At 66.7% G+C, this 20,298-nt stretch carries 11 protein-coding genes; 3 read left to right on the top strand and 8 right to left on the bottom strand.

Annotation, left to right across the window (positions count from 1 at the left end; genetic code table 11):
• Positions 1–129: 129 nt before the first annotated feature.
• From ACNQPL_RS18240 to ACNQPL_RS18250, 3 genes are all read left to right on the top strand, one after another.
• Entirely contained in the window at positions 130–7,632 is a 7,503-nt protein-coding gene (locus tag ACNQPL_RS18240) for an SDR family NAD(P)-dependent oxidoreductase (RefSeq protein WP_416467481.1), read from the top strand.
• 9 nt (positions 7,633–7,641) lie between these two features.
• Positions 7,642–8,994: an aminotransferase class I/II-fold pyridoxal phosphate-dependent enzyme gene (locus ACNQPL_RS18245; protein ID WP_387532494.1), complete on the top strand. Its 1,353-nt coding sequence runs from the start codon at positions 7,642–7,644 to the stop codon at positions 8,992–8,994.
• Between the two features lie 574 nt (positions 8,995–9,568).
• Complete coding sequence (locus tag ACNQPL_RS18250) at positions 9,569–10,024, top strand: REP-associated tyrosine transposase (protein ID WP_416467482.1); 456 nt, start codon at positions 9,569–9,571, stop codon at positions 10,022–10,024.
• Positions 10,025–10,448: 424 nt separating this feature from the next.
• Here ACNQPL_RS18250 and ACNQPL_RS18255 read toward each other — a convergent pair whose 3' ends face one another.
• From ACNQPL_RS18255 to ACNQPL_RS18290, 8 genes are all read right to left on the bottom strand, one after another.
• Positions 10,449–11,492 carry a phytanoyl-CoA dioxygenase family protein gene (locus ACNQPL_RS18255; RefSeq protein WP_416467483.1) on the bottom strand — a complete coding sequence of 348 codons (1,044 nt, stop codon included), beginning with the start codon at positions 11,490–11,492 and terminating at the stop codon, positions 10,449–10,451.
• Positions 11,493–11,495: 3 nt separating this feature from the next.
• Positions 11,496–13,616, bottom strand: a complete 2,121-nt coding sequence (locus ACNQPL_RS18260; RefSeq protein WP_346615945.1) for a capsular polysaccharide biosynthesis protein — start codon at positions 13,614–13,616, stop codon at positions 11,496–11,498.
• Positions 13,613–14,182, bottom strand: coding sequence for a GNAT family N-acetyltransferase (locus tag ACNQPL_RS18265; protein WP_387532502.1), 570 nt, complete (start codon positions 14,180–14,182; stop codon positions 13,613–13,615). Before ACNQPL_RS18265 ends, ACNQPL_RS18260 begins: the two co-directional genes overlap by 4 nt.
• A gap of 4 nt (positions 14,183–14,186) precedes the next feature.
• A complete protein-coding gene (locus ACNQPL_RS18270; protein ID WP_416467485.1) occupies positions 14,187–15,800 on the bottom strand; it encodes an LTA synthase family protein in 1,614 nt (537 codons plus the stop codon).
• The gene (locus tag ACNQPL_RS18275) at positions 15,793–16,569 is read right to left on the bottom strand and encodes an SDR family NAD(P)-dependent oxidoreductase (RefSeq protein ID WP_416467486.1); all 777 of its coding nucleotides are present in this window, start codon (positions 16,567–16,569) and stop codon (positions 15,793–15,795) included. The genes ACNQPL_RS18270 and ACNQPL_RS18275 overlap by 8 nt, the downstream gene beginning before the upstream one ends.
• Positions 16,566–17,885, bottom strand: coding sequence for a capsular biosynthesis protein (locus tag ACNQPL_RS18280; RefSeq protein ID WP_346615948.1), 1,320 nt, complete (start codon positions 17,883–17,885; stop codon positions 16,566–16,568). Before ACNQPL_RS18280 ends, ACNQPL_RS18275 begins: the two co-directional genes overlap by 4 nt.
• Entirely contained in the window at positions 17,825–19,849 is a 2,025-nt protein-coding gene (locus tag ACNQPL_RS18285) for a capsular polysaccharide biosynthesis protein (RefSeq protein ID WP_416467487.1), read from the bottom strand. Before ACNQPL_RS18285 ends, ACNQPL_RS18280 begins: the two co-directional genes overlap by 61 nt.
• 143 nt (positions 19,850–19,992) lie before the next feature.
• A partial coding sequence (locus ACNQPL_RS18290; protein WP_416467488.1) for a hypothetical protein occupies positions 19,993–20,298 on the bottom strand: 306 nt, incomplete at its 5' end.

A 20,298-nucleotide genomic window follows, 5' to 3' on the forward strand; every position in this document is an offset into this window, starting at 1 on the left:
TGCAAAGCAGCTTCAGATACCACACGATCATCAGCGACACACAACGACCAGCCAGAATCATGGCAAGGCCAGGCATGCCGGCTGTCCGCAGGATGGGACGGTGCCCGATGAGTTTTAAAGGAATGGGTTTTGATTAAGCGTAGACAGGTTGCAATCGTTGGTTGTTCGTACCGTTTCCCCGGCTCTACTGCTGCCAGCTTCTGGCAGAACCTGATGGAGGGGCGTGACCTGGTCACCCAGGTTGACGCGTCGCGTTGGGAGAAGGCCGAGTTCCTGCACCCGGACAAGGCCAACCCTGCCACCAGCTACACCTTTGCCTCCGGCACGCTGGGCGATGTCAGTGCGTTCGATGCGGGGTTCTTCAATATCTCCCCGCGTGAGGCAGGGATGATGGACCCGCAGCAGCGCATGCTGCTGGAAATGTGCTGGGAAACCTTCGAGAACGCTGGCGTCAAGCCGTCGAGCCTGCGGGGCAGCAACTGTGGTGTGTACCTGGGTATCGCCGCGGTCGAGCAAGCCTACCGACTGGTCGATGACATGGCCTCGATCGATGGCGCCACCGCCACCGGCAACACCATGAGCATCGCTGCCAACCGGCTGTCGTTCTTTTACGACCTGCGTGGGCCGAGCATGGCCATCGACACCGCCTGTTCGTCTTCGTTGGTGGCCTTCCACCAGGCCTGCCAGGCGATCATCAGCGGTGATGTGGACCAGGCGGTAACGGGCGGCATCAGCCTGCACATGCACCCATTCGGCTTCATGATCTTCTCCAAGGCCACCATGCTTTCGCGCACCGGGCGTTGCCAGTCGTTCGACGAGAACGGCGATGGCTACGCGCGCTCCGAAGGGGGTGGCCTGTTCCTGCTCAAGGACTATGACCAGGCCGTGGCCGATGGCAACACCATCCTCGCGGTGGTCGCGGCCAGTGCGGTGAATACCGATGGGCGCAAGTCCAGCCTCACCCTGCCTAACGCCGAAGCCCAGGCGGCGCTGCTCAAGCAGGCCTACGCCAAGGCCGGCATCGCCCCCGAGCAACTGGACTACCTGGAAGCCCACGGCACCGGTACCTCGGTGGGTGACCCAATCGAGACCCGCGCCATCGGCGAGGCACTGGGGCAGGCGCGTGGCGCCGGCAACCCGCTGCCGATCGGCTCGGTCAAGAGCAACCTCGGCCACCTGGAGGCCGCTTCCGGCGTCGCCGGCCTGATGAAGGCCCTGAACTGTCTGGCCGAACGCACCGTGCCGGCGACCATCGGGGTCAAGGCGCTCAACCCGAACATCCCCTTCGGCGACCTCAACCTGCAGGTGGTCACCGAACCGCTGGCGCTCAAGCGCGAAGGCCAGTTGACCGTTGGCGTCAACTCGTTTGGCTTTGGCGGCGCCAACGCCCACGTCATTCTGCAAAGCCCGCAGCCTGTGCAAGCCGCAGCCGAAAAAACCACGGCCGCACGGGTGCCGCTGCTGCTCAGCGCCAAGACCGAGCAGGGCTTGCGCGCCACCGCCGAGCGTTTTGCCGCCTACCTGGCCGAGCATGGCGACGCCGATTACTACGATGTCGCCTACCAGGCGATGTTCCGCCGCGATGCCCATGCCCACCGCCTGCTGTTGGTTTGCGACAACGCCGCTGAGGCTGCCCAGGCACTGGACGATTACGCGCAGGACCCAACCCTCAGCGAGCTCAGCGCCGTGCTCGAAGCCGGCCAGGCGCTGGAGGCGGCCAGTGGCCCGGTGTTCGTCTATTCCGGCAACGGGTCGCAATGGCAGGGCATGGGTCGGGCGATGCTCGACCAGCCAGTGTTTGCCGCTGCCATCGACGAAGTGGACGCGCTGTTCCAGCCGCTGGCCGGCTACTCGCTGCGTGCAGAGCTGCTGGGCGACAACGGCGAAGGCCGCTACGCCCGTACCGAAATCGCCCAGCCGGCGCTGTTCGCCCTGCAAGTGGCCGTTACCCGTGTGCTGGCTGCTGAAGGCATTCGCCCGCTGGCGGTGATCGGCCACAGCGTGGGCGAAGTGGCTGCGGCCTGGGCCAGCGGCGCGCTGAGCCTGGAGGACGCGACCCAGGTCATTTTCCACCGCAGCCGCCTGCAAGGCCTGACCCAGGGCACCGGCCAGATGACCGCCGTCGGCCTCTCGGGCGAAGCCACCGCAGCATTGATTGCCGAGCTGAAGCTGGAAGGCCGCGTGGTGGTCGCCGGCGAAAACAGCGCCCGTGGTGCCACCGTTGCCGGTGAGGTCGATGCGCTGGCCGTGCTGGAACACACCCTGGCCGAGCGCCAGGTGTTCGCCCGCCGCCTGGACCTGGACTACGCCTTCCACTCGCCGGCGATGAACCCCATCGAACAGGCGGTGGTCGCCGACCTGGCGCACATCCGCCCGCGTGCCACGCACACCCCGTTCTATTCCACCGTGGTCGGCGGCGAGCTGGCCGGCGAGCGCCTGAACAGCGAGTACTGGTGGCAGAACATCCGCTTCCCGGTGCTGTTCCAGGGCGCGCTGGACACCCTGGTGCGCAGCGGCCTGAACCTGTTCGTCGAAGTCGGCCCGCACCCGATCCTGCGCAGCTACGTGACCGATGTACTGGCCCAGTGCGAGCAGGCGGGCGAGGTGGTCGCCACCCTCAAGCGCAACGACCCGAGCCCGCAGCTGCTTGAGCGCTGCGTCGCGCGCCTGCTGCTTGCCGGTGTCGAGCCGCAGTGGCCCGCGCGCTTCCCGGTCACTGGTCGCCCGGTCAACCTGCCCACTTACGCCTGGCAGCGTGATCACTTCCAGTTGCCGGTCAGCGCCGAATCCTTTGGCACGCTGAGCCGTGAGCGCGTTCACCCGTTGCTCGGCTACCCGCTGGTGGACCAGGCACTGACCTGGGAAAACCGCCTGGATACCCAACTGTTCCCGACCCTGGGCGACCACAAGGTTGGCGAATCCGTGCTGTTCCCGGGCGCTGGTTTTACCGAGCTGGCGCTGGCCGTGGCGCAATTGCACCAGCCGGGCGAGTTCGTCGACATCGAAGAGCTGGAAATCCACAACCCGTTGCTGCTGAGCAGCGAGGGCAGCAAGAAGGTCCGCGTACAGGTCGAAGAGGCCGACGGCACCCTGCGCATCACCTCGCGTTCCCTGGCCCAGCGTGAAGACTGGGTGCAGCACGTGGTGGCGCGCCTGCCGGGCGAAGCCTGCGGTGTGCTGCTGGGCGGTCGCGCACCGACGCTGCCGCAGCGCCCGGCCGACTTCAGCGCCGAGCAGCACCTGGCCCTGACCTGCGCCGTCGGCCTGAACTACGGCCCGGCCTACCAGACCGTGGCGGCCGCCTGGGTCGAGGGCCAGCGGGTGCTGGCGCAACTCACCGTGCCTGCGGGCATCGAAGCCGAGCTGGCCGGCCTGCATGTACACCCGGCGTTGCTCGACGGGGCCTTCCAGCTGATTACCGAGCTGCTGGCCAGCCGCCCGGGCCGCAACAACGGCCTGGCGTTCATCCCGGTCAAACTGGGCCGTATCGCCTTCACCAAGGCCGGCGGCGTGCCGGTGCTGGCCGAAGTGCGTCAGCTCAAGCGCACCGAGCATTCCTTGCTGGTGGATGTGACCTTGTTCGACGGCAACGGCGACGCCGTGCTGGCCATCAACGAAGCCCGCCTGCGTGCCGTGCGCCTGCAGTACGACCGCAGCGGCGAAATCAAGCGCCTGGGCCATGTCGGCCTGGCGGCACCGGGGGCGGTAGTGCCGCTGGCGCGGCATGCCGTGGCCGCAACACCGTTGGCAGACGCCCTGAGCAGCCTGGCGGATGAGCCGGCGCAGGTGCGCTACCTGAATGAGGTCGAGCCGCTGCTCGACGTGCTGTGCGCAAGTTTTGTGCTCGACCTGGTCGAGCAGGCCGGTGGCCGCCTGAGCGCCGAGCAGGTGGCGCTGTGGTCGCAGGGCCAGGGCGATTTCCTCACCGCCTTGCTGCGCCATGCCGAACACGATGGCAGCCTGCAGCGCAGCGCCGATGGCAGCTGGTTGCTGGCCGACACTGGCGAGCGCCCGTCGTCCGAAGCCATCTGGCAGGAGCTGTTCCAGAGCTACCCGGAATACTTCCAGATCATCCATTCGGTGGGCCGTATCGGCCGCCACCTGGCGGCGCTGCTGGATAGCAGCCAGGCGCTGGAAAACCTGCTGCCGCGGGAAACCAGCGGTGCCAGCCTGGCCCGCCTGGTGCTCGGTGCAGCAGGCCAGCAGCGCGTGCTGGCCGGCATTGGCCAGGCCTTGGCTGCGCGCCTGGCGCAACTGCCGGCCGGGCAGCGCCTGCGGGTGCTGGAGTTCGGCTTTGGCGGCGCATCGTTTGCCGAGCTGCTGTATGCCGGGCTCGATTTCGACCGTATCGATTACCTGTATTGCGTCGCCGAACCGGACCTGGAGCAACGCCTGCGCGACGATTGCCCGGCGCTGAACGTGCTCGGCCATGAGCAACTGGCGGAGGCGGGCAGCTTCGACTGGGTGCTGGTGCCGACCGACCTCAGCGCCTTGGCCGCCGTGGGCGATGCCCTGCGCCAGGCCAGCGCGCAACTCAACCCGCATGGCCAGCTGGCGCTGCTGGGGCAGTATCCGGCACGTTGGGCCGACTTCGTCTTCGGTGCCCAGGCTGACTGGTGGCTGGCAGGCCCGGAGCAGGCGCTGTCGCGTCAGCAGGGCCCGGCATTCTGGAGCCACGAGCTGCAACGCCACGGCCTGGCCGGGTTGCAAACCCTCGACGCACTGCCGGGCAATGCCTGCGGTAGCTACCTGCTGCTGGCCAACAAGCCGGCCCATGCCGCGCAGGTTGCAGCCCCCGTGGCTGTACAGCGTTGGGCGCTGCTGGCCGAAGCCGGGCAGGGCGCTGCAGAGCGCCTGGCCGCGCAGTTGCGCGAGCAGGGCCAGCAGGTCAGCCTGCTGCAGCCGGGTGATGCCCAGGCGCTCGCCGCCCAGCTGGCTGCACTCGACCAGGCGCCCGAACACATCGCGCACCTGGCCGGTTTCGACAGCACTGCCGGCCTCGATGGCCAAGCCCAGCGTTGCCTGCAGGCTGCCGCGCTGGTGCAGGCCTGCGAATCACTGGCTATCGCCCCGCAGTGCTGGCTGTTCAGCCGTGGCGCTGCCCAGCACCTGTACGCTGCCGACAGCGCTGCCGATGTCGACGCGATCGCCGACGCCGCCTTCTGGGGCTTCGGCCGTACCCTGGCCAACGAGTCGGCCAGCTGCCGCATACGCTTGCTCGACCTGGCCCACAACGCACCCGTAGAGCTGGCGCTGCCGGCACTGCTGAACGCCGATGGCGAAACCGAGCTTGCCCTCGACGCCGAGGGCCGCCGCTTCGTGCCACGCCTGCGCGTGCTGGGCGATGCCAAGGCAGCCCGTGCATCCGACGCACAGTGGGTGTGCCTGGGCTTCGACCTGCCCGGCCAGCTGCGCAACCTGCGCTGGGAAGTGCGCGAGCCGCGCCAGCCTGCCCCCGACGAGCTGGACATCGCGGTGCGCGCCACCGGCCTCAACTTCCGCGACGTGATGTTCGCCCTCGGCTTGCTGTCCGATGAAGCCATCGAGAACGGTTTCTCCGGCCCCACCCTGGGCTTCGAGTTTGCAGGCGTGGTGCAGGGCAAAGGCGCTGAAGTGCTTGGCGACTTCGCCCCGGGCGATCGCGTGGTCGGCTTCGGCCCGTGCAGTTTCGCCAACCGCCTGGTGACCAATGCCAACGCCGTGGCGCGCATCCCTGAAGGCATGTCGTTCGAAGCAGCCGCCACTATTCCGAGTACCTTCTTCACCGTGTACTACGCGCTGCATCACCTGGCGCGTCTGGAGCCGGGCGAGAAGGTGCTGATCCACGGCGCCGCCGGCGGCGTCGGCATCGCCGCCATCCAGGTCGCCAAATGGCTGGGGGCGGAGATCCACGCCACCGCCGGCAGCGACGAGAAGCGCGACTTCCTGCGCCTGCTGGGCGTGCACCACGTCTACGACTCGCGTTCGCTGGCCTATGCCGACCAGGTGCTGGCGGCGACCGGTGGGCGGGGTGTCGACGTGGTGCTCAACTCGCTGGCTGGAGAGGCGATCAACCGCAACTTCCGTGTGCTCAAGCCGTTCGGGCGCTTCCTCGAACTGGGCAAGCGCGACTTCTACCAGAACACCCGCATCGGCCTGCGCCCGTTCCGCAACAACATCAGCTACTTCGGCATCGACGCCGACCAGCTGATGAGCGAACGCCCGCAACTGACGCGCCGGCTGTTCGGCGAAATGATGGCGCTGTTCGAGCAGGGCATCCTGCACCCGTTGCCGTTCCGCGAGTTCGACGCCAACCAGGTGGTCGAGGCCTACCGCTACATGCAGCAGGCACGGCAGATCGGCAAGGTGGTCGTTACCTACGGCAACCCCATCGAGCAGACCGTCGACACCCGTGAACAGCCGCAGCGTGCGCTGCAGCTGGCGGCAGATGCCACCTACCTGGTCACCGGCGGCCTCGGCGGTTTCGGCCTGCGTACCGCGCAGTGGCTGATCGACAAGGGCGCCCGTCACCTGGTGCTGCTGGGTCGCCGTGGCCCGGCCAGCACCGAGGCGCAGCCGCAGCTGGCGCTGTGGCATGCCCAAGGCCTCGATGTGCAGGCCGTGGCCTGTGACATCACCGATGCAGCCCAACTGCGCGGCGTGTTCGAACGCATTGCCGCCAGCCCGTGGCCGCTGCGTGGCCTGGTGCATGCCGCGACGGTGATTGACGACAGCCTGATCCGCAACCTCGACGGCGAGCAGATGCAACGTGTGCTGGAGCCCAAGGCCAAAGGTGCCCAGTACTTGCACGCGCTGACGCAAGGGCTGGCGCTGGACTTCTTCGTGATGTTCTCGTCCGCCACCACCCTGTTCGGCAACCCTGGGCAGGCCAACTACGTGGCTGCCAACCACTGGCTCGAAGCGCTGGCACGCCACCGTCATGCCCAGGGCCTGGCGGCAACGGCCGTGCTGTGGGGGGCGATCGACGACGTAGGTTTCCTTGCCCGCAACAGCCAGATCAAGGATGCCCTGCAAAGCCGTATGGGCGGCGCCGCGTTGCGTGCAGATGCTGCCCTGGCGCAGCTCGAAGCCATGCTGCTCGACGGCGACAGCGGGCAGGGTGTGCTGGAGCTCGACTTCAAGGCGCTGGCGCGCTTCCTGCCGAGCGCCAACACCCCACGCTTCGCCGAGCTGGCCCGTGCCCACGGCGGCGATCAGGACGACGACAACGACGGTGAGGACATCCAGCGCATGCTCGCCGAGCTGGACGACGCCGCGTTGCTGGAGCGTTTCGTCGAGATGCTCAAGCACGAGGTGTGCGAAATCCTGCGCCTGCCGCCTGCGCGCCTGGACACCCAGCGCCCGCTGCAGGAGCTGGGCCTGGACTCGTTGATGAGTGTGGAGCTGGTGGTCGCCCTGGAGGAGCGCTTCGGCATTCGCTTGCCGGTGATGGAGCTCAGCGAGAGCTCCAGTATTGATAAGCTCAGCGTGCGCCTGCTTGAACTGTTGCGTGGTGAAGCCGGCAATGGTGAAGAGCAGCTAGCGCAGAGCGTGCTGGCCCGACACGGCAGCGAACTTAGCGCCGAGCAGGTGGCTGAGCTGAATGCCGAGCTGGCCGATGCCAGCGTGGCGCCCAACCGTCTGATTGATTAAGAGCCAGAGATGACTGCCAAAACCCCTACCGGCCTTGCTGGCGACACCAAGCAACGCCTGATCCAGCAAGCGCTGGCGCGCCGCAACAACGGCACCGGGCAGGAAGCGCAAAGCGCTACCCTGGAGCAGGCGCAGCAGGCTGCACTGAAGGTGCCCGAAGCGTTCTACCGCTTCGACCAGCACCCCGGTTACCAGCAGCTGCGCGTGATGCAGCAAGGTGCTGCGCGGCTGGGGTTGAGCAACCCGTTCTTCCGCCTGCACCAAGGCACCGCCGGCGCGCACACCTGCATCGGCGAGCGTGAGTACCTGAACTTCGCCAGCTATAACTACCTGGGTTACTCCGGCCACCCGCGCGTGGCCGAAGCGGCCAAGGCCGCCATCGACCGCTACGGCACCTCGGTGTCGGCCAGCCGCCCGGTATCGGGTGACCGCCCGCTGCACCGCGAGCTGGAGCGTGAGCTGGCCAAGCTGTATGACGTGGATGACGCGGTGGTGATGGTCAGCGGCCATGCCACCAACGTCACCACCATCGGCTACCTGTTCGGCCCGCGCGACCTGGTGGTGCATGACGAGCTGATCCACAACAGCGTGCTGCAAGGCATCCAGCTGTCCGGCGCACGCCGGCTCAGCTTCGCCCACAACGACTGGCAGGCGCTCGACCGCCTGCTGGGGGAGCAGCGTCAGCATTTCGAGCGCGTGTTGGTGGTGGTCGAAGGCATCTACAGCATGGATGGCGACTACCCCGAACTGCCGCGTTTCGTCGAGCTCAAGCACAAGCACAAAGTGTTTTTGATGGTCGACGAAGCGCACTCGCTGGGGGTGATGGGCGCAACCGGCAAGGGTATCCGCGAGCACTTCGGGCTGGCGGGTGATGCTGTCGATATCTGGATGGGCACGTTGAGCAAAACCTTGTCCAGCTGCGGCGGTTACATCGCTGGCAGCACGGCGTTAATCGAGCACCTCAAGTTCCTCGCGCCCGGCTTCCTGTACAGCGTCGGCATGCCCCCGGCGGTCACGGCGTCAGCGCTGGCGGCGCTGCAGCTGCTGGCTGAAGACCGTGAGCGGGTTGCCCAGGTGCAGGCACGTGGCGAACTGTTCCTGCGCCTGGCGCGTGAGGCTGGGCTGGACACCGCGACCAGCACCGGGCTGGCGGTGATTCCGGTGATCACCGGCAGTTCGTTCAAGGCCGGGCGGTTGTCCAGTGCGTTGTTCGAACGGGGCATCAATGCCCAGCCGATCCTGTACCCGGCGGTGCCGGAGCAGTCGGCGCGGGTGCGGTTTTTTGTGTCTTGCGAGCATAGCGAAGAGCAGATTCGGCATACCGTGGCGGTGGTGGCCGAAGAGATGGCGCGGCTGGGGTGAGGGGGCTGCGGGTGCCTGGTTTGTGAGTTGCAGGGGGGCGTAGAGCGCGCGGTGATGTGGCCGTCTTGAATGTTGTGGTGATGCGTAAATCGAGCGCCGCCCGCGCGGCGCATCGCGGGCAAGCCCGCTCCTACATTCGTTGCAACGTGCCATGGCCTGATAGGCCATAGTTGCCAGCCTTGTTGGCATGACGCGATTCTTCGGCTGGCACTGCCGGCGCTCCACCTGCCTACAGCCATGCGCCAAGGCTAACAACCATGGCCTGTCTGGAACGGCACGTTGCAACAAATGTAGGAGCGGGCTTGCCCGCGATGCGCCGCGCGGGCGGCGCTCGATTTACGCATCACCGCACTACTCACGACGGTCACTGGCGCTCGATTACGCATCACCGCACTACTCACGACGGTCACTGGCGCTCGATTTACACATCACTGCAATACCCAAGACAGGCACCTGGCGGCCACAACGCCATCTCCACCCCGTTCCCCAGCACATACCCTGAAACCCTATTTCTCCTCACCCACCACCCGCCCAGCTACCCTGCTCGAGGACATGCAAGTTCAAGGATGACCTCATGCCCAAGCCCAAAGGCTGCCTGCTGCGCCGTGGCCGCTGCTCCGAACCTGGCAGGCTCTATCTGCTGACGACGGTGACTCACCACCGCAGGCCCTTGTTTCTCGACTTCCATCTGGCGCGGCTGGTAATCAGGTCCCTGCGACAAGCTGATGAGGATGCCAGCTGCCACTCACTGGCATGGGTAGTCATGCCTGACCATGTACATTGGTTGATCGAACTCAAGGACGTAACCTTGGGGATGCTGCTTTGTCGGTTCAAGTCCAGATCCAGCCATGCCTTGCGCAAGGCCGGCGTAAAGGATGTGCCGGTCTGGCAGGCGGGTTACCACGACCATGCCTTGCGCCGCGAAGAAGACGTCGTCAAGGCCGCGCGGTACGTGATTGCGAACCCGGTAAGAGCGGGGCTGGTGGGCAAGGTGGGGGATTATCCGCATTGGGATGCGATCTGGGTTTGAGGGGGGCTGTGGTTGCCCGTCGTCAGTATCGCGGTGGTGCGCAAAGCGAGCGCCTGTGCCCGTCGTGAGAAGTGCGGTGAAGCGTAAATCGAGCGCCGCCCGCGCGGCGCATCGCGGGCAAGCCCGCTCCTACATTTGTTGCAACGTGCCGTTCCAGTCAGGCCATGGTTGTTAGCCTTGGCGCATGGCTGTATGCAGGTGGAGCGCCGGCAGTGCCAGCCGAAGAATTGAGTCATGCCAACAAGGCTGGCAACTATGGCATTACAGGCCATGGCACGTTGCAACAAATGTAGGAGCGGGCTTGCCCGCGATGCGCCGCGCGGGCGGCGCTCGATTTACGCATCACCGCACTACTCACGCCTGGCACAGGCGCTCGATTTACGCACCACCGCCCGATCAGATCCCTCCGCCAAACCCCCATCACTCAAATATACGGCGCCTCATACGCATTCAACTGCTCCACAAACCGCCAGTGGCTCTTCTTGTCGAACCCCATCCACCGCTTCAACCGTATATCCCACCGCATGTGGTGGTTGGCAATCCAAGGCAATGCAAACAGATGCGCCCCGCGCCACGGAATGAACGGGTTACGCCGCAGGCTGGCGTAGATCTCCACCCGGTGGCTGGCCTTGTGGCTGGCGCAGCGGGCGTGGAAGCCGGAGGTGTCGGCGACCACCAGCGTATTGGCCGGCACGGCAAAGCGCCGCGGGGCTGGCAGGCCCAGGGCGGCGAGTTGCGGCGCGTCGATGCGGAACGAGCCTTCACGGTGCATCTGCTCGGGCGAGCGGGCGGCGTCCAGGCTCTGGCGGTATTCCCAGGCCAGGCGCTCCGGGGTCAGGCGGTGCGAGCCCGGCACGTAGCTGAACGGGCCCTGGTCATCTTCCACGTCATCCAGGAACAACCAGGCCTTCGCCGTCGGGTGGAACGTGTCGGCGTGCAACCGGGTTTGCGGGTCATGCTCGGCATTGGCAGCGTCGATCACGATCGACTGCAGCTGGTAGGTGATACCGCCGGTATTGGACGACGCATAGGCGATCAGGTCGCGCACCCCGCGGTCCGCCACGAACGCCGCACTGGCCGGGTTGGCCGCCAGCACGTCCTGGTCCAGGCTGACGCGCCGGGTGACCGCACGCCCTTGGCGCATTTCCCAACCCGTGCTGCGCAGGGCCCCCAGTTCGGCACGCAGGGCAGCGAACTGCTCGGCCGGCAGGGCGTTTTCACGGATGAAAAAGCCATTGTGCTCGAAGTGCTCGCGCTCGCCGGCATCCAGCCGCGCGGCCAGCGCCTGGCGGCGGTAGCCGGCCATGGCCATGGCCAGTTGCCGGCGCTGCACGTGCAGGCCCCAGGCGTTGAGGCGGGCGCTGCCGAGCACCGGGTTGTTCTCGAAGGATTTCGCGTGGGTAGCCAGTTGCAGGCAATGCCAGGGCAATGCCGCATAGCGGCCGACGCCCTTGATCGATACAGGCATGGTCTAGTCCTTTGACGGGGCCAGCGGCCGGCCGCAGCCGAGCATGGTCCGGGTGTAATTGAGCAACGGCGCCACTCGCGGGTGTTCGGCCAGCCGCACAGGGCGTGGCGCAGACAGGCAGGCGAGGGCGTGCCAGGCATCGCAGGGCAGGGCTTGCTGGGCGTCGGCATAGCGCGCATAGCGCAACAGGGCGCCGGCCACCAACTGGTCCAGGGTCAGGCGCCGGGTACGGCGCGGCAGCGGCTGGTGATCGCGGGTCAGGCCCCAGCCGGCATAGAACGGTGTGCCATAAGTCACCACCGGCAGGCCGCGCAACAGCGCTTCAAAACCAGCGGTAGAACTCAAGGTGTGCAACTCATCGACCTGGCCGTACAACCCGGCGATGTCGGCCCCGGCGAGCACCTGGTCGGCCAGCACGGCGAGCTGCTGCGCGGGCACCTGGCCCTGGCGCTTGCCGGCTTCGACGTCCGGGTGCGGCTTGTACAGCACCCAGGCATGCGGCAGCGCTGCGCGCACCTGCTGCAGCAGGCGCTGGTTGCAGCCGGCACCGCCGCCACTGCTCAGCGCCGACGCGTCATCCTCGACCTGGCCGACCACCAGCACCCGGCGCTGCCCCGGGGCGCCGAGCAGAGCGGGTGAGGGGCCATGGCGCAGGTTGAACTTGCTGGTGCCGCTGGCGACGATGCGGGCGCGCAATTGCGCCGCCTCGGCAAGGTCGGCAGGTGTGAATTCGCTGTGCTCGAGCAGCTGCTCCAGGTCGCTGGCAGACGCGGCGTCGTAATGAATGCCACTGCGGTCGAGCACCAGCGACAACGCCGGGCTGTTGTTCACGCCCAGCCCGGTGGAGCGCATGAAGCCATCCTCCACCCGCCATACCGGCACGCCGGCGGCCTGTGCGCGTTCAGCCAGGCCCGCTGGCTCTCGCGCCGCCCACACCAGCAACCGGCCCCGTTCGGCCGCCACCTGGCGCACCAGCTCGGGCCCGTCCACGGCAAAGCGCAGTTGGCCCCAACGGCTGGCAAAGAAGCGGCGGATGTTGTGCTGCTTGTGGCGCTTCACCCCCAGCACCGTGGTGGCCCCGGCAAACTCGGCATCACGGGCTTTTTTCGCCGCCAGCTGGCGGGCCACGGTCAGCGCGTCGGTCAGCGCACCGGTGAGTGGGTCGACGTAGCGGCAGTAGCGCACGTAGGCGGCCGCCACCAGTTGCACCAGGTCAGGCCGGGCCTGGCGCCGGGGGATGGCCATGCGGTCGTCGGTCAGGCCCCAGCCGGCGTAGAACGGCAACCCGAAACAGGTCACCGGTACGCCTTGGATCAACGCCTCGAGCCCGGCCTGGCTGGTGCCGATGTACACCCGCCGCGCACGCCTGGCCAGCGACGCCCAGGCGACCGGGCGTGCCTCAAGGGTTACCCCACGGGCCTTGGCCGCCGCCAGCAGGCAGCTGGGCTTTTGCCCACCCAGGCAGTCCGGGTGGATGCGCACCCGCACATCGGCGTCGGGGTTTTCCGCCAGGGCGGTGTCAAGCATGCGCACATAGTCCGCTTCACACAAACCGCCACCAGGGATCGAATAATCGCCGGCGGTCTGGTCCACCACCAGCACCAGCGGGCGCTCGCGGCCCAGCGGGTCATCGGCGGGCAGGTCCGGGGCGTTGTTGTACTTGCCGATGCCACTGCTGCGCATCAGCGCGATCAGCGCGCGGGCGCAGGCCAGTTCGTCTTCGCTCAAGGCCTCGGGCTGCTGCAGGATGTTTTCCAACAGCGAGGGCCGGTCGGCCAGGTAGTGGATGCCGATCGGATCGACCACCATCGACATCGGCGTGTCGCCTTCGATGCCGAGCGACGACGAGCGCAAGAAGCCGTCTTCTAGCGCGATGTAGGGCAGGTTCCAGCGCTGGCACAGCACACGGGCATGGGCCGACGACTGCTTGTAACCGATGCCGGCGATGGCCTTGAGCCCCTTGGGCGCTTGACGGCCTCTGCGCCACAGCCAGAAGGGCGGGCCTTCGGGGCCGAGGAACTGAGGCAAGTGCAGCACCTTCCAGGCCACCCATTGCGACATGATGCCAACCCAGCCGGGGCCCTCGACCAGCGCCTGCAGGTCTGTTTGCGGGGGATTGGTCATGGCAGCACCCGCCACATGCCGCGCACCGGCGGGAACGGCACCCAGCGCTTGCGCCGCAGGGCAAAGCCGTTGTGCAGGTAAAGCCGCCGCGCCCGCGGGTTGTCCAGCGGCACTTCCAGCTCGATGTGGGCAAAGCCAAGGCTGGCCGCGTGCGCGCAGCAGGCCTGCACCAGCGCCGAGCCGACGCCGTGGTTGCGCGCGGCCTTGTCTACCCGCAGCCCGTACAGCAGGAACGGGTAGCGCCACTCGCGCAGCTCGCTCAGGCAAAAGCCGACAAACCGCACCGCGCCGCTCAGCACCCCGAACTCACGCAAAAACGGCCGCCAGTGCAAGCCGAACGGCCCACGCCGGCCATGCTTGAACGCCGCAAACCCAACTGCCTGCTCGCCATCGAAGGCCAGCAGCACACGGTCCCAGTGAATGCCCGCGCCCAACAGGCGCAAGCGGCAGGCCGCATTGCCGAGCAGAAATGCCAGCGAGCCGCGGCCCTGGCTCAGCAGGTGGGCCAGGGCAGGGTCTGCGGCACGCTCCGGTGCCAGGTCCGATCCCAGAACGATATGCACCACGTTGTCAGGCGACCCCAGCGGCAGCCGTGCGCGGCCGGGCGTCGGCCACCGGTGCCTGGGCCTGCGCAAGCAACGCGCTGGACAACGCCTCGACGCGGATCGGGCAGGGCTGGCTGCCCGGCTGGCGGCGGTTGGACCAAACCAGGTAATCGGTGTCGCCTGCGGGCGCGCCGATGGCCTGGTACACCTCGGGCAAAATCGGCACATGGTCACCGAAGAAGCACAGCAGCGCCTCGTTGGGCTGGCCGAGCAGCGTGTCGCGCAGCATGCCGAGCATACGGTCGGCGTTGCCGATGTGGCGCAGGTAGGGTGCCAGGTCTGTCATGCCCGGTTGCAGCGGGCGGTCGAACCAGCTGGGCAGCTCGTGGTCGCTGACGCTTTCCAGGTGCAGCGGGCCGTGGTTTTCCATGGTCACTGCATGGATGAACAAGGGCTGAGTGCGTTCAGGTGCCTGCAGCAAGGCGCGAATTTTTTCCGCCACGGCGCAATCGCCAATGAACGGGCCGGCTTTTTGCGAGGCGTCGAACGCCCGCACGTCGATGAACTCATCAAAGCCCAACGCCGGCAGCACCTTGTCGCGGCCGTAGAAGCTGCCGTCGTAGGGGTGGATGCACACCGTGCGGTAGCCCAGGGCCTTGAGCCGCGAAGCGATGCTCGGCAGGCCCTGGCGGGCGAGCACGCGGTAAGGGTTGAAGCGGTGCACGCCCAGGCGCTCGGCCGGGATACCGGTGAGGTAGGCGAACTCGGTGCGTACCGTGTTGGCGCCCCAGGCGGCCACCTGCAGTTTGCCGTGGGCCAGGGATTCGCTGGCCAGCTGGTCGAACTGGGTAAGGACCTCGCGGCGTACGCCAGGCCAGAGGTCGCGCACGTCGAAGAACGATTCGCTCTGGATGGAGATCAGGTCGGGTGGCAGATTGGGTTGTGCCAGTGTCGGCCCTTTCGCGGGGCAAGCCCGCTCCCACAGGTACGATGCCCAACCGGTGGGAGCGGGGTTGCCCCGCGAAGAGGCCGGCATTGCTTCGGCCGAAAACGGCGAGCCCAGCGCAGCCTTGTCGACCGCCGCCCGGGCCGCCCAGAAGTACCGCCACAAGCTGGCCGCCAACCCCCAGGCCAGCAGGTCTTTTTCGGCATTGAACGTGGGCGTGACCCGGCGATGCCCCAAACGCAACAGCCCCAGCCCCACGGCCAATGGCAGCAGCGCCTCCAGCCGCGCCTTGGGTACTTCAAAGTTCAGCCCGGCCCACAGGTAGACGAGGAACCCGGCCGCCAGCACCGCCGCTTTGCCAAACCCGAAAAACGGCAGGTACAGGCGCGGAAACTTCACCGCATCGCTGAAGTATTCGAAATCCGCACACACGAACGGCTCACGCAGCGAGTGGTACTTGGAGTTGCTCACCAGCACCACCAGCAGCCACAGCAACAGCAGGTTCACACCGCTGAACAACGGCCGCGCCGTCAAGGCGTAAAGCAGCCCGAAACCCACGCACCACAGGCCCGTGTGCAACAGCCAGCTACTGGCCGGGCGGCGCAGGCCGGGGCGGGGTACCAGCAGGCGTTCCACCAGCACGGTCAGGCACAGGCCGGCCAAGGCAACCGGCAATAAGGCAACATCAATCACTGTACTTAAGCCCACGCAGGATCATCGAAGAAAGCCACTGCGGGATCAGCCCCAGCAGCCAGGTGCCCAGGTTGAGCGGGAAGGGGAAGCTGATGCGCGCCTGGTTTGCCGCCAGCCCACGCTTGATGCGTTTGGCGGCCTTTTCGGCGGTCCACAGGAACGGCTTGGGCCCGGGCATTTCGAAGCACATCTTCGACTCCACATAACCCGGCACGATCACATTGACCTTGACCCCTTCCGGCGCCAGCCAATCACGAATAGCCTCGCCGTACACGCGGATCGCCGCCTTGCTGGCGCTGTAGGTCGGCGTCACCGGCAAGCCGCGCCAGCCGGCCAGCGAGCTGAACATTGCAATCTGCCCATGGCCGCGGCTACGCATGGCCGGCAGCGCGGCCTCGACGGTGGCCAGCGCGGCCATCACGTTCACTTCCATCAGCGCGCGGCTGTCATCCCAGCACTCGGCTTCGCCATTGGCACCGACGGCGGTATTGAGCCCGGCCCCCACCAGCACCAGGTCGGGCTGATGCGCTTCGCTGACGCGGCGCACCATTGCCCGCAGGGCGTCCAGGTCGCGCACATCCATGGGTTCCAGCAGCACCTCGGCGCCCAGCGCCCGGCACTGCGCGGCCATTTCGTCCAGGCGGTCCTGGCGGCGGCCTTGCAGGATCAGCGTCACGCCCGGGGCGGCATAGGCGGGCGCCAGTGCGCCACCGATGCCGCCCGTGGCGCCGGTAATGAAGATGCAGCGGGGCGAAGCGGTGTGGTTCATAGGTAGTTTTCGATTCTTGAAGTTTTTGCCATCAGCACTTCCAGGCAATTGGCCACGGCCATGTCGATGCCACAGCCGGTGTAGAACCCGCCGTTGATCTGCGTGGTATGGATGACCGTGTTACGAAAGCGCTGGAACAAGGTGTTGTCCGGGGCTTCGGCCTGCATCCAGAAGCTGTCCAGCCCACCCTGGTGGGTCAGGCCGGGCATGGCGTAGATCGGCTCGGCCAGCGTGCAGGTCGGGCGGTGATGGAGGATCGCCGAGGCGCCCGCAGTGCTGTTGACGGTGATCATCCCGGCGATGTGCGACAGCAGCGTGGGCATGTGCCCGCTTTCCATGAAGTGCACGCGGTCAGCCACGCCGTACTGCTGCGCAAGCCGGTCGGTGACCTTGCGGTAGTTGACCAGCCCGGGCGTCAGCGGGTGGTTCTTGACCAGCAGGCGCGCATCGAATGGCGCGTTGAGCGAGAACGAGTCGATCACATGCTCGATCACCTGCTCCATGTTCTGGAACGGCGAGTGGTCGCGGATCTGCGCATCGCTGTCCAGCTGCAGCGGCAGCAGGAAGGTGGGGTGCCGTTCGCGGGCCACCTCGGCCACCAGTGCGTCGTCATGCACGCGGGCACGCAGCAGGCGCAGGCCCTGGCGCACGAAGCCTGCGTATTCCACCGCCGCGCTGTACGGCGCGTGGGTGCGGTAGCGCGGGTAGCACAGCGCATTCAGCGCGCCACCGGCGTGGTACAGCACATCGTGGGTAGCCCGGGCAGTGAACGACAGCTTGAAGGCATTGCCATTCTGGTAACGGGGGATGTGCTTGCCCACCTCGCGGTACCACTGCGGGTCGCGCGGCAGGCGCGAATGGTTGTTCACCCCGTCGCGCTCCAGCGTCACCCAGTAGGGCCGGAAGTAGCCTTCTTCGAACACATGCACGCGCACGCCATACAAGCGCGCAAGCGTCACTGCCGGGCGATGCACCGGGCGGCAGTCGCCGAACAGCACCAGGTCGGTGATGTCCAGCTGGCGGAACACCTGGGCGTACCAGGCGTCCATGTCCTCGGCCCGGTGCGGGCAGCGCAGGTACGGGCCATTGGCGCCGTACAAGGTGTCGCCGACGTTGAAGCGCACGCTGTGCACGCGTTGGCCGATACCGCGCAGGGCGGTGGCCAGGCGGTTGAAGAAGGGCGAACTGACGCCCTGCAGGAACAAAAAATTATGGGTGGGGATGCGAAGCAGTGGACCACGCGCCGCCCGTGCATTCAGTTTTTCGGGCGCTTCCTGCCCAACAAACTGCTCAAGCGTCGTTTCAAGTCCTGCCATCGGGAGGTAGCTCCTTGCGGCTGCGGTAGCGCATGCCAATGCTGTAATTCGTAAAGCGTCTGTTCTGCGGTGGTGAAGCGGTTGGTGATGCGGCTTACATACGTGGGGTACAGCAGCAGCGTCCCCGCCACCAGCTCATCCAGGCTTAGGCGCCTGCTTCGCCGGGCCTGCACCTCGGGCTGCAGGTCGAGGTCGCGGGTCAGGCCCCAGCCGGCGTAGAACGGCTGGCCATAAGTGGTCACCGGCACCCCGCGCAACAGCGCCTCGAAGCCCGATTGCGAGGTCAGCACATGCACCTCGTCTACCACCTCCAGCAGCTGCTGCAGTGGCGTGTCGCCGATCACTTCATCGCACCAGTGCACGGTCTGCGCTTCGTCATCGCCGCGCGCGCGGGTACCGGCCAGCACTTCGGGGTGCGGCTTGTACAGCACCCACGCCCCCGGGTTGTGCTCGCGCACCGCGCGCAGTAACTGCAGGTTGCTGCGGATCTGATGGCCACCAAAGCGGATCGACGCATCGCCCTCGACCTGGCCGGTCACCAGCAGCACCCGCGCGGCTTCGGCCGGGCGTTGCCAGCTGGCGCCGGGCAGGTTGTACTTGGTCAGCCCGGCGCGGCAGATGGCCAGGCGCAGGGCCTCGGCACGGGCCACCAGCTCGGGGCCGAAAGGTTCGCTGGCGAGGATGCGCTCCAGCCGCGAAGGGCGGGTGGCGTCGTAGTAGATGCCCAGGTCATCCACCACCCACGACAGCGGCCGCGCCTTGCCGGCACCCAGGCCGACCGAGCGCAGGAAGCCGTCTTCGACGCGGTTGATGGGGTGGGGGTGGTTGTGCAGGTCTTCGTCGTGCTTGCAGCCCCACGACACCACCGGCAAATCTCGGGTCAGCGGTTGCTCTGCCTTGACGAAACGGATGGCCGCGCCATTGAAGAACAGGTCGGCCAGCGGCTCTTTCCAGCGGCTGAAACCAAGCATCTGTACGGCACCGGGCAGCACACTGCGGTGGCGGCGTTGCAAGCCCAGCCAGTGGATCAGCACTTCGGGCGTGCACGGCGTGCCGCGTTCGGGGCAGACATAGCGCGGGTACGCCACCAGGCTTGCGTGAACAAGCTGCGCCAGCGGCACCGGCTGGCGCCGCGCAGGGGCTGGCAGGCGGTCATCGGTCAGGCCCCAGCCGGCGTAGAACGGCATGCCCCAGGTGTGCACCGGCACCCCCCACAGCAGCGCGTCGAAGCCCAGCTGCGAAGTCATCACGTACACCGCACGCATGCGCGGCAGCAGGTCGGCCGGGTGCACATTTTGCGCAAGCACCCGTACCCGCGGGTTGCTGGCCAGCGCCGCCAGGTCGTAATGCCCGGCCTTGCGCCCGGCCACCACGTCGGGGTGCACCTTGAGCACGATGGTGCTGTGCGGGTAGCGCGCCAGTGCTGCATCCAGCATGGCGTTGAAGTCATCTGCTGTGGCGCCCTGCAAGGAGGCGTCGGCGCAGGTCTGGTCGGCCACCAGCACGCAGTCTGCCGGCAGCGCTGGCTGCTCGAAACGTGCGTCGTTGTATTTGGAGATGCGCTGTTGCTGCCACTGGCTGCGCAGCGCCTGGGCGCGGGCGGTTTGTTCGGCGTCCAGTGGCGTGGCGATGAGTTGCTCGAGCCGCGAGGGCTGGCTGGCGTCGTAGTAAACGCCCACGTCGTCGACGATCAGCGACAGCGGCGGCTCATCGGCCCCCAGCCCTACCGACCGGACAAAGCCGTCTTCCAGCGTAAGCACCCGCTTGCCCGCCTTGCGTGCCTCGGCAATGGCTTTAAGCGCACTGGGCTTGCGGCCCCACGCCATCACCCAATCAGTGGTCGCGACATCGCGCACAGCACCGTTGTGCAGCACGTAGTCGGGCAACAAGGCAGGCAAGGTAGCGATGCGCTGGGCACCCTTGGACAGGACCAGCAAACGTGGGCGAGGCGACGCGTCATCCATAAACGTGGAGCGGCATTCCATTCAAAGAAGATGACAAGGGCTTACGTGCCCTTGAGGATCCAAAAATTTGGGACGCGAATATTAATACAAATTCACATTTGTAGGACGCCTCCTACAGCGAATTCGTATAAAGAAATTAGACATTATGCGGAATTGGCGATGAATGGCATCACGTTGATATCAATTCGCGTCTTGGCTGAGGGGTAGGCGGGGCCAAGGGTGGTTGGCGGTACATTCGCTATGGCTAGGCGGTAGAGTTGCAGCGCCCTCAAGATCGAGCGCCGCCCGCGCGGCGCATCGCGAAGCGCTTGCCTTTGGATCTTTAGCGCCCTTGAGATCGAGCGCCGCCCGCGCGGCGCATCGCGGGCAAGCCCGCTCCCACATTTGTTGCAACGTGCCATGGCCTGTGAGGCCATAGTTGCCAGCCTTGTTGGCATGATCCAATTTTT

This window comes from Pseudomonas sp. LFS044 (genome assembly GCF_047978245.1).
Classification (GTDB): domain Bacteria; phylum Pseudomonadota; class Gammaproteobacteria; order Pseudomonadales; family Pseudomonadaceae; genus Aquipseudomonas.

Excerpts from the sequence above, each read along its gene's own strand:
- ACNQPL_RS18280 (WP_346615948.1), bottom strand. The coding sequence starts at position 17,885 with ATGGCAGGACTTGAAACGACGCTTGAGCAGTTTGTTGGGCAGGAAGCG.
- ACNQPL_RS18275 (WP_416467486.1), bottom strand. The coding sequence starts at position 16,569 with ATGAACCACACCGCTTCGCCCCGCTGCATCTTCATTACCGGCGCCACG.
- ACNQPL_RS18285 (WP_416467487.1), bottom strand. The coding sequence starts at position 19,849 with ATGGATGACGCGTCGCCTCGCCCACGTTTGCTGGTCCTGTCCAAGGGT.
- ACNQPL_RS18260 (WP_346615945.1), bottom strand. The coding sequence starts at position 13,616 with ATGACCAATCCCCCGCAAACAGACCTGCAGGCGCTGGTCGAGGGCCCC.
- ACNQPL_RS18255 (WP_416467483.1), bottom strand. The coding sequence starts at position 11,492 with ATGCCTGTATCGATCAAGGGCGTCGGCCGCTATGCGGCATTGCCCTGG.
- ACNQPL_RS18245 (WP_387532494.1), top strand. The coding sequence starts at position 7,642 with ATGACTGCCAAAACCCCTACCGGCCTTGCTGGCGACACCAAGCAACGC.
- ACNQPL_RS18250 (WP_416467482.1), top strand. The coding sequence starts at position 9,569 with ATGCCCAAGCCCAAAGGCTGCCTGCTGCGCCGTGGCCGCTGCTCCGAA.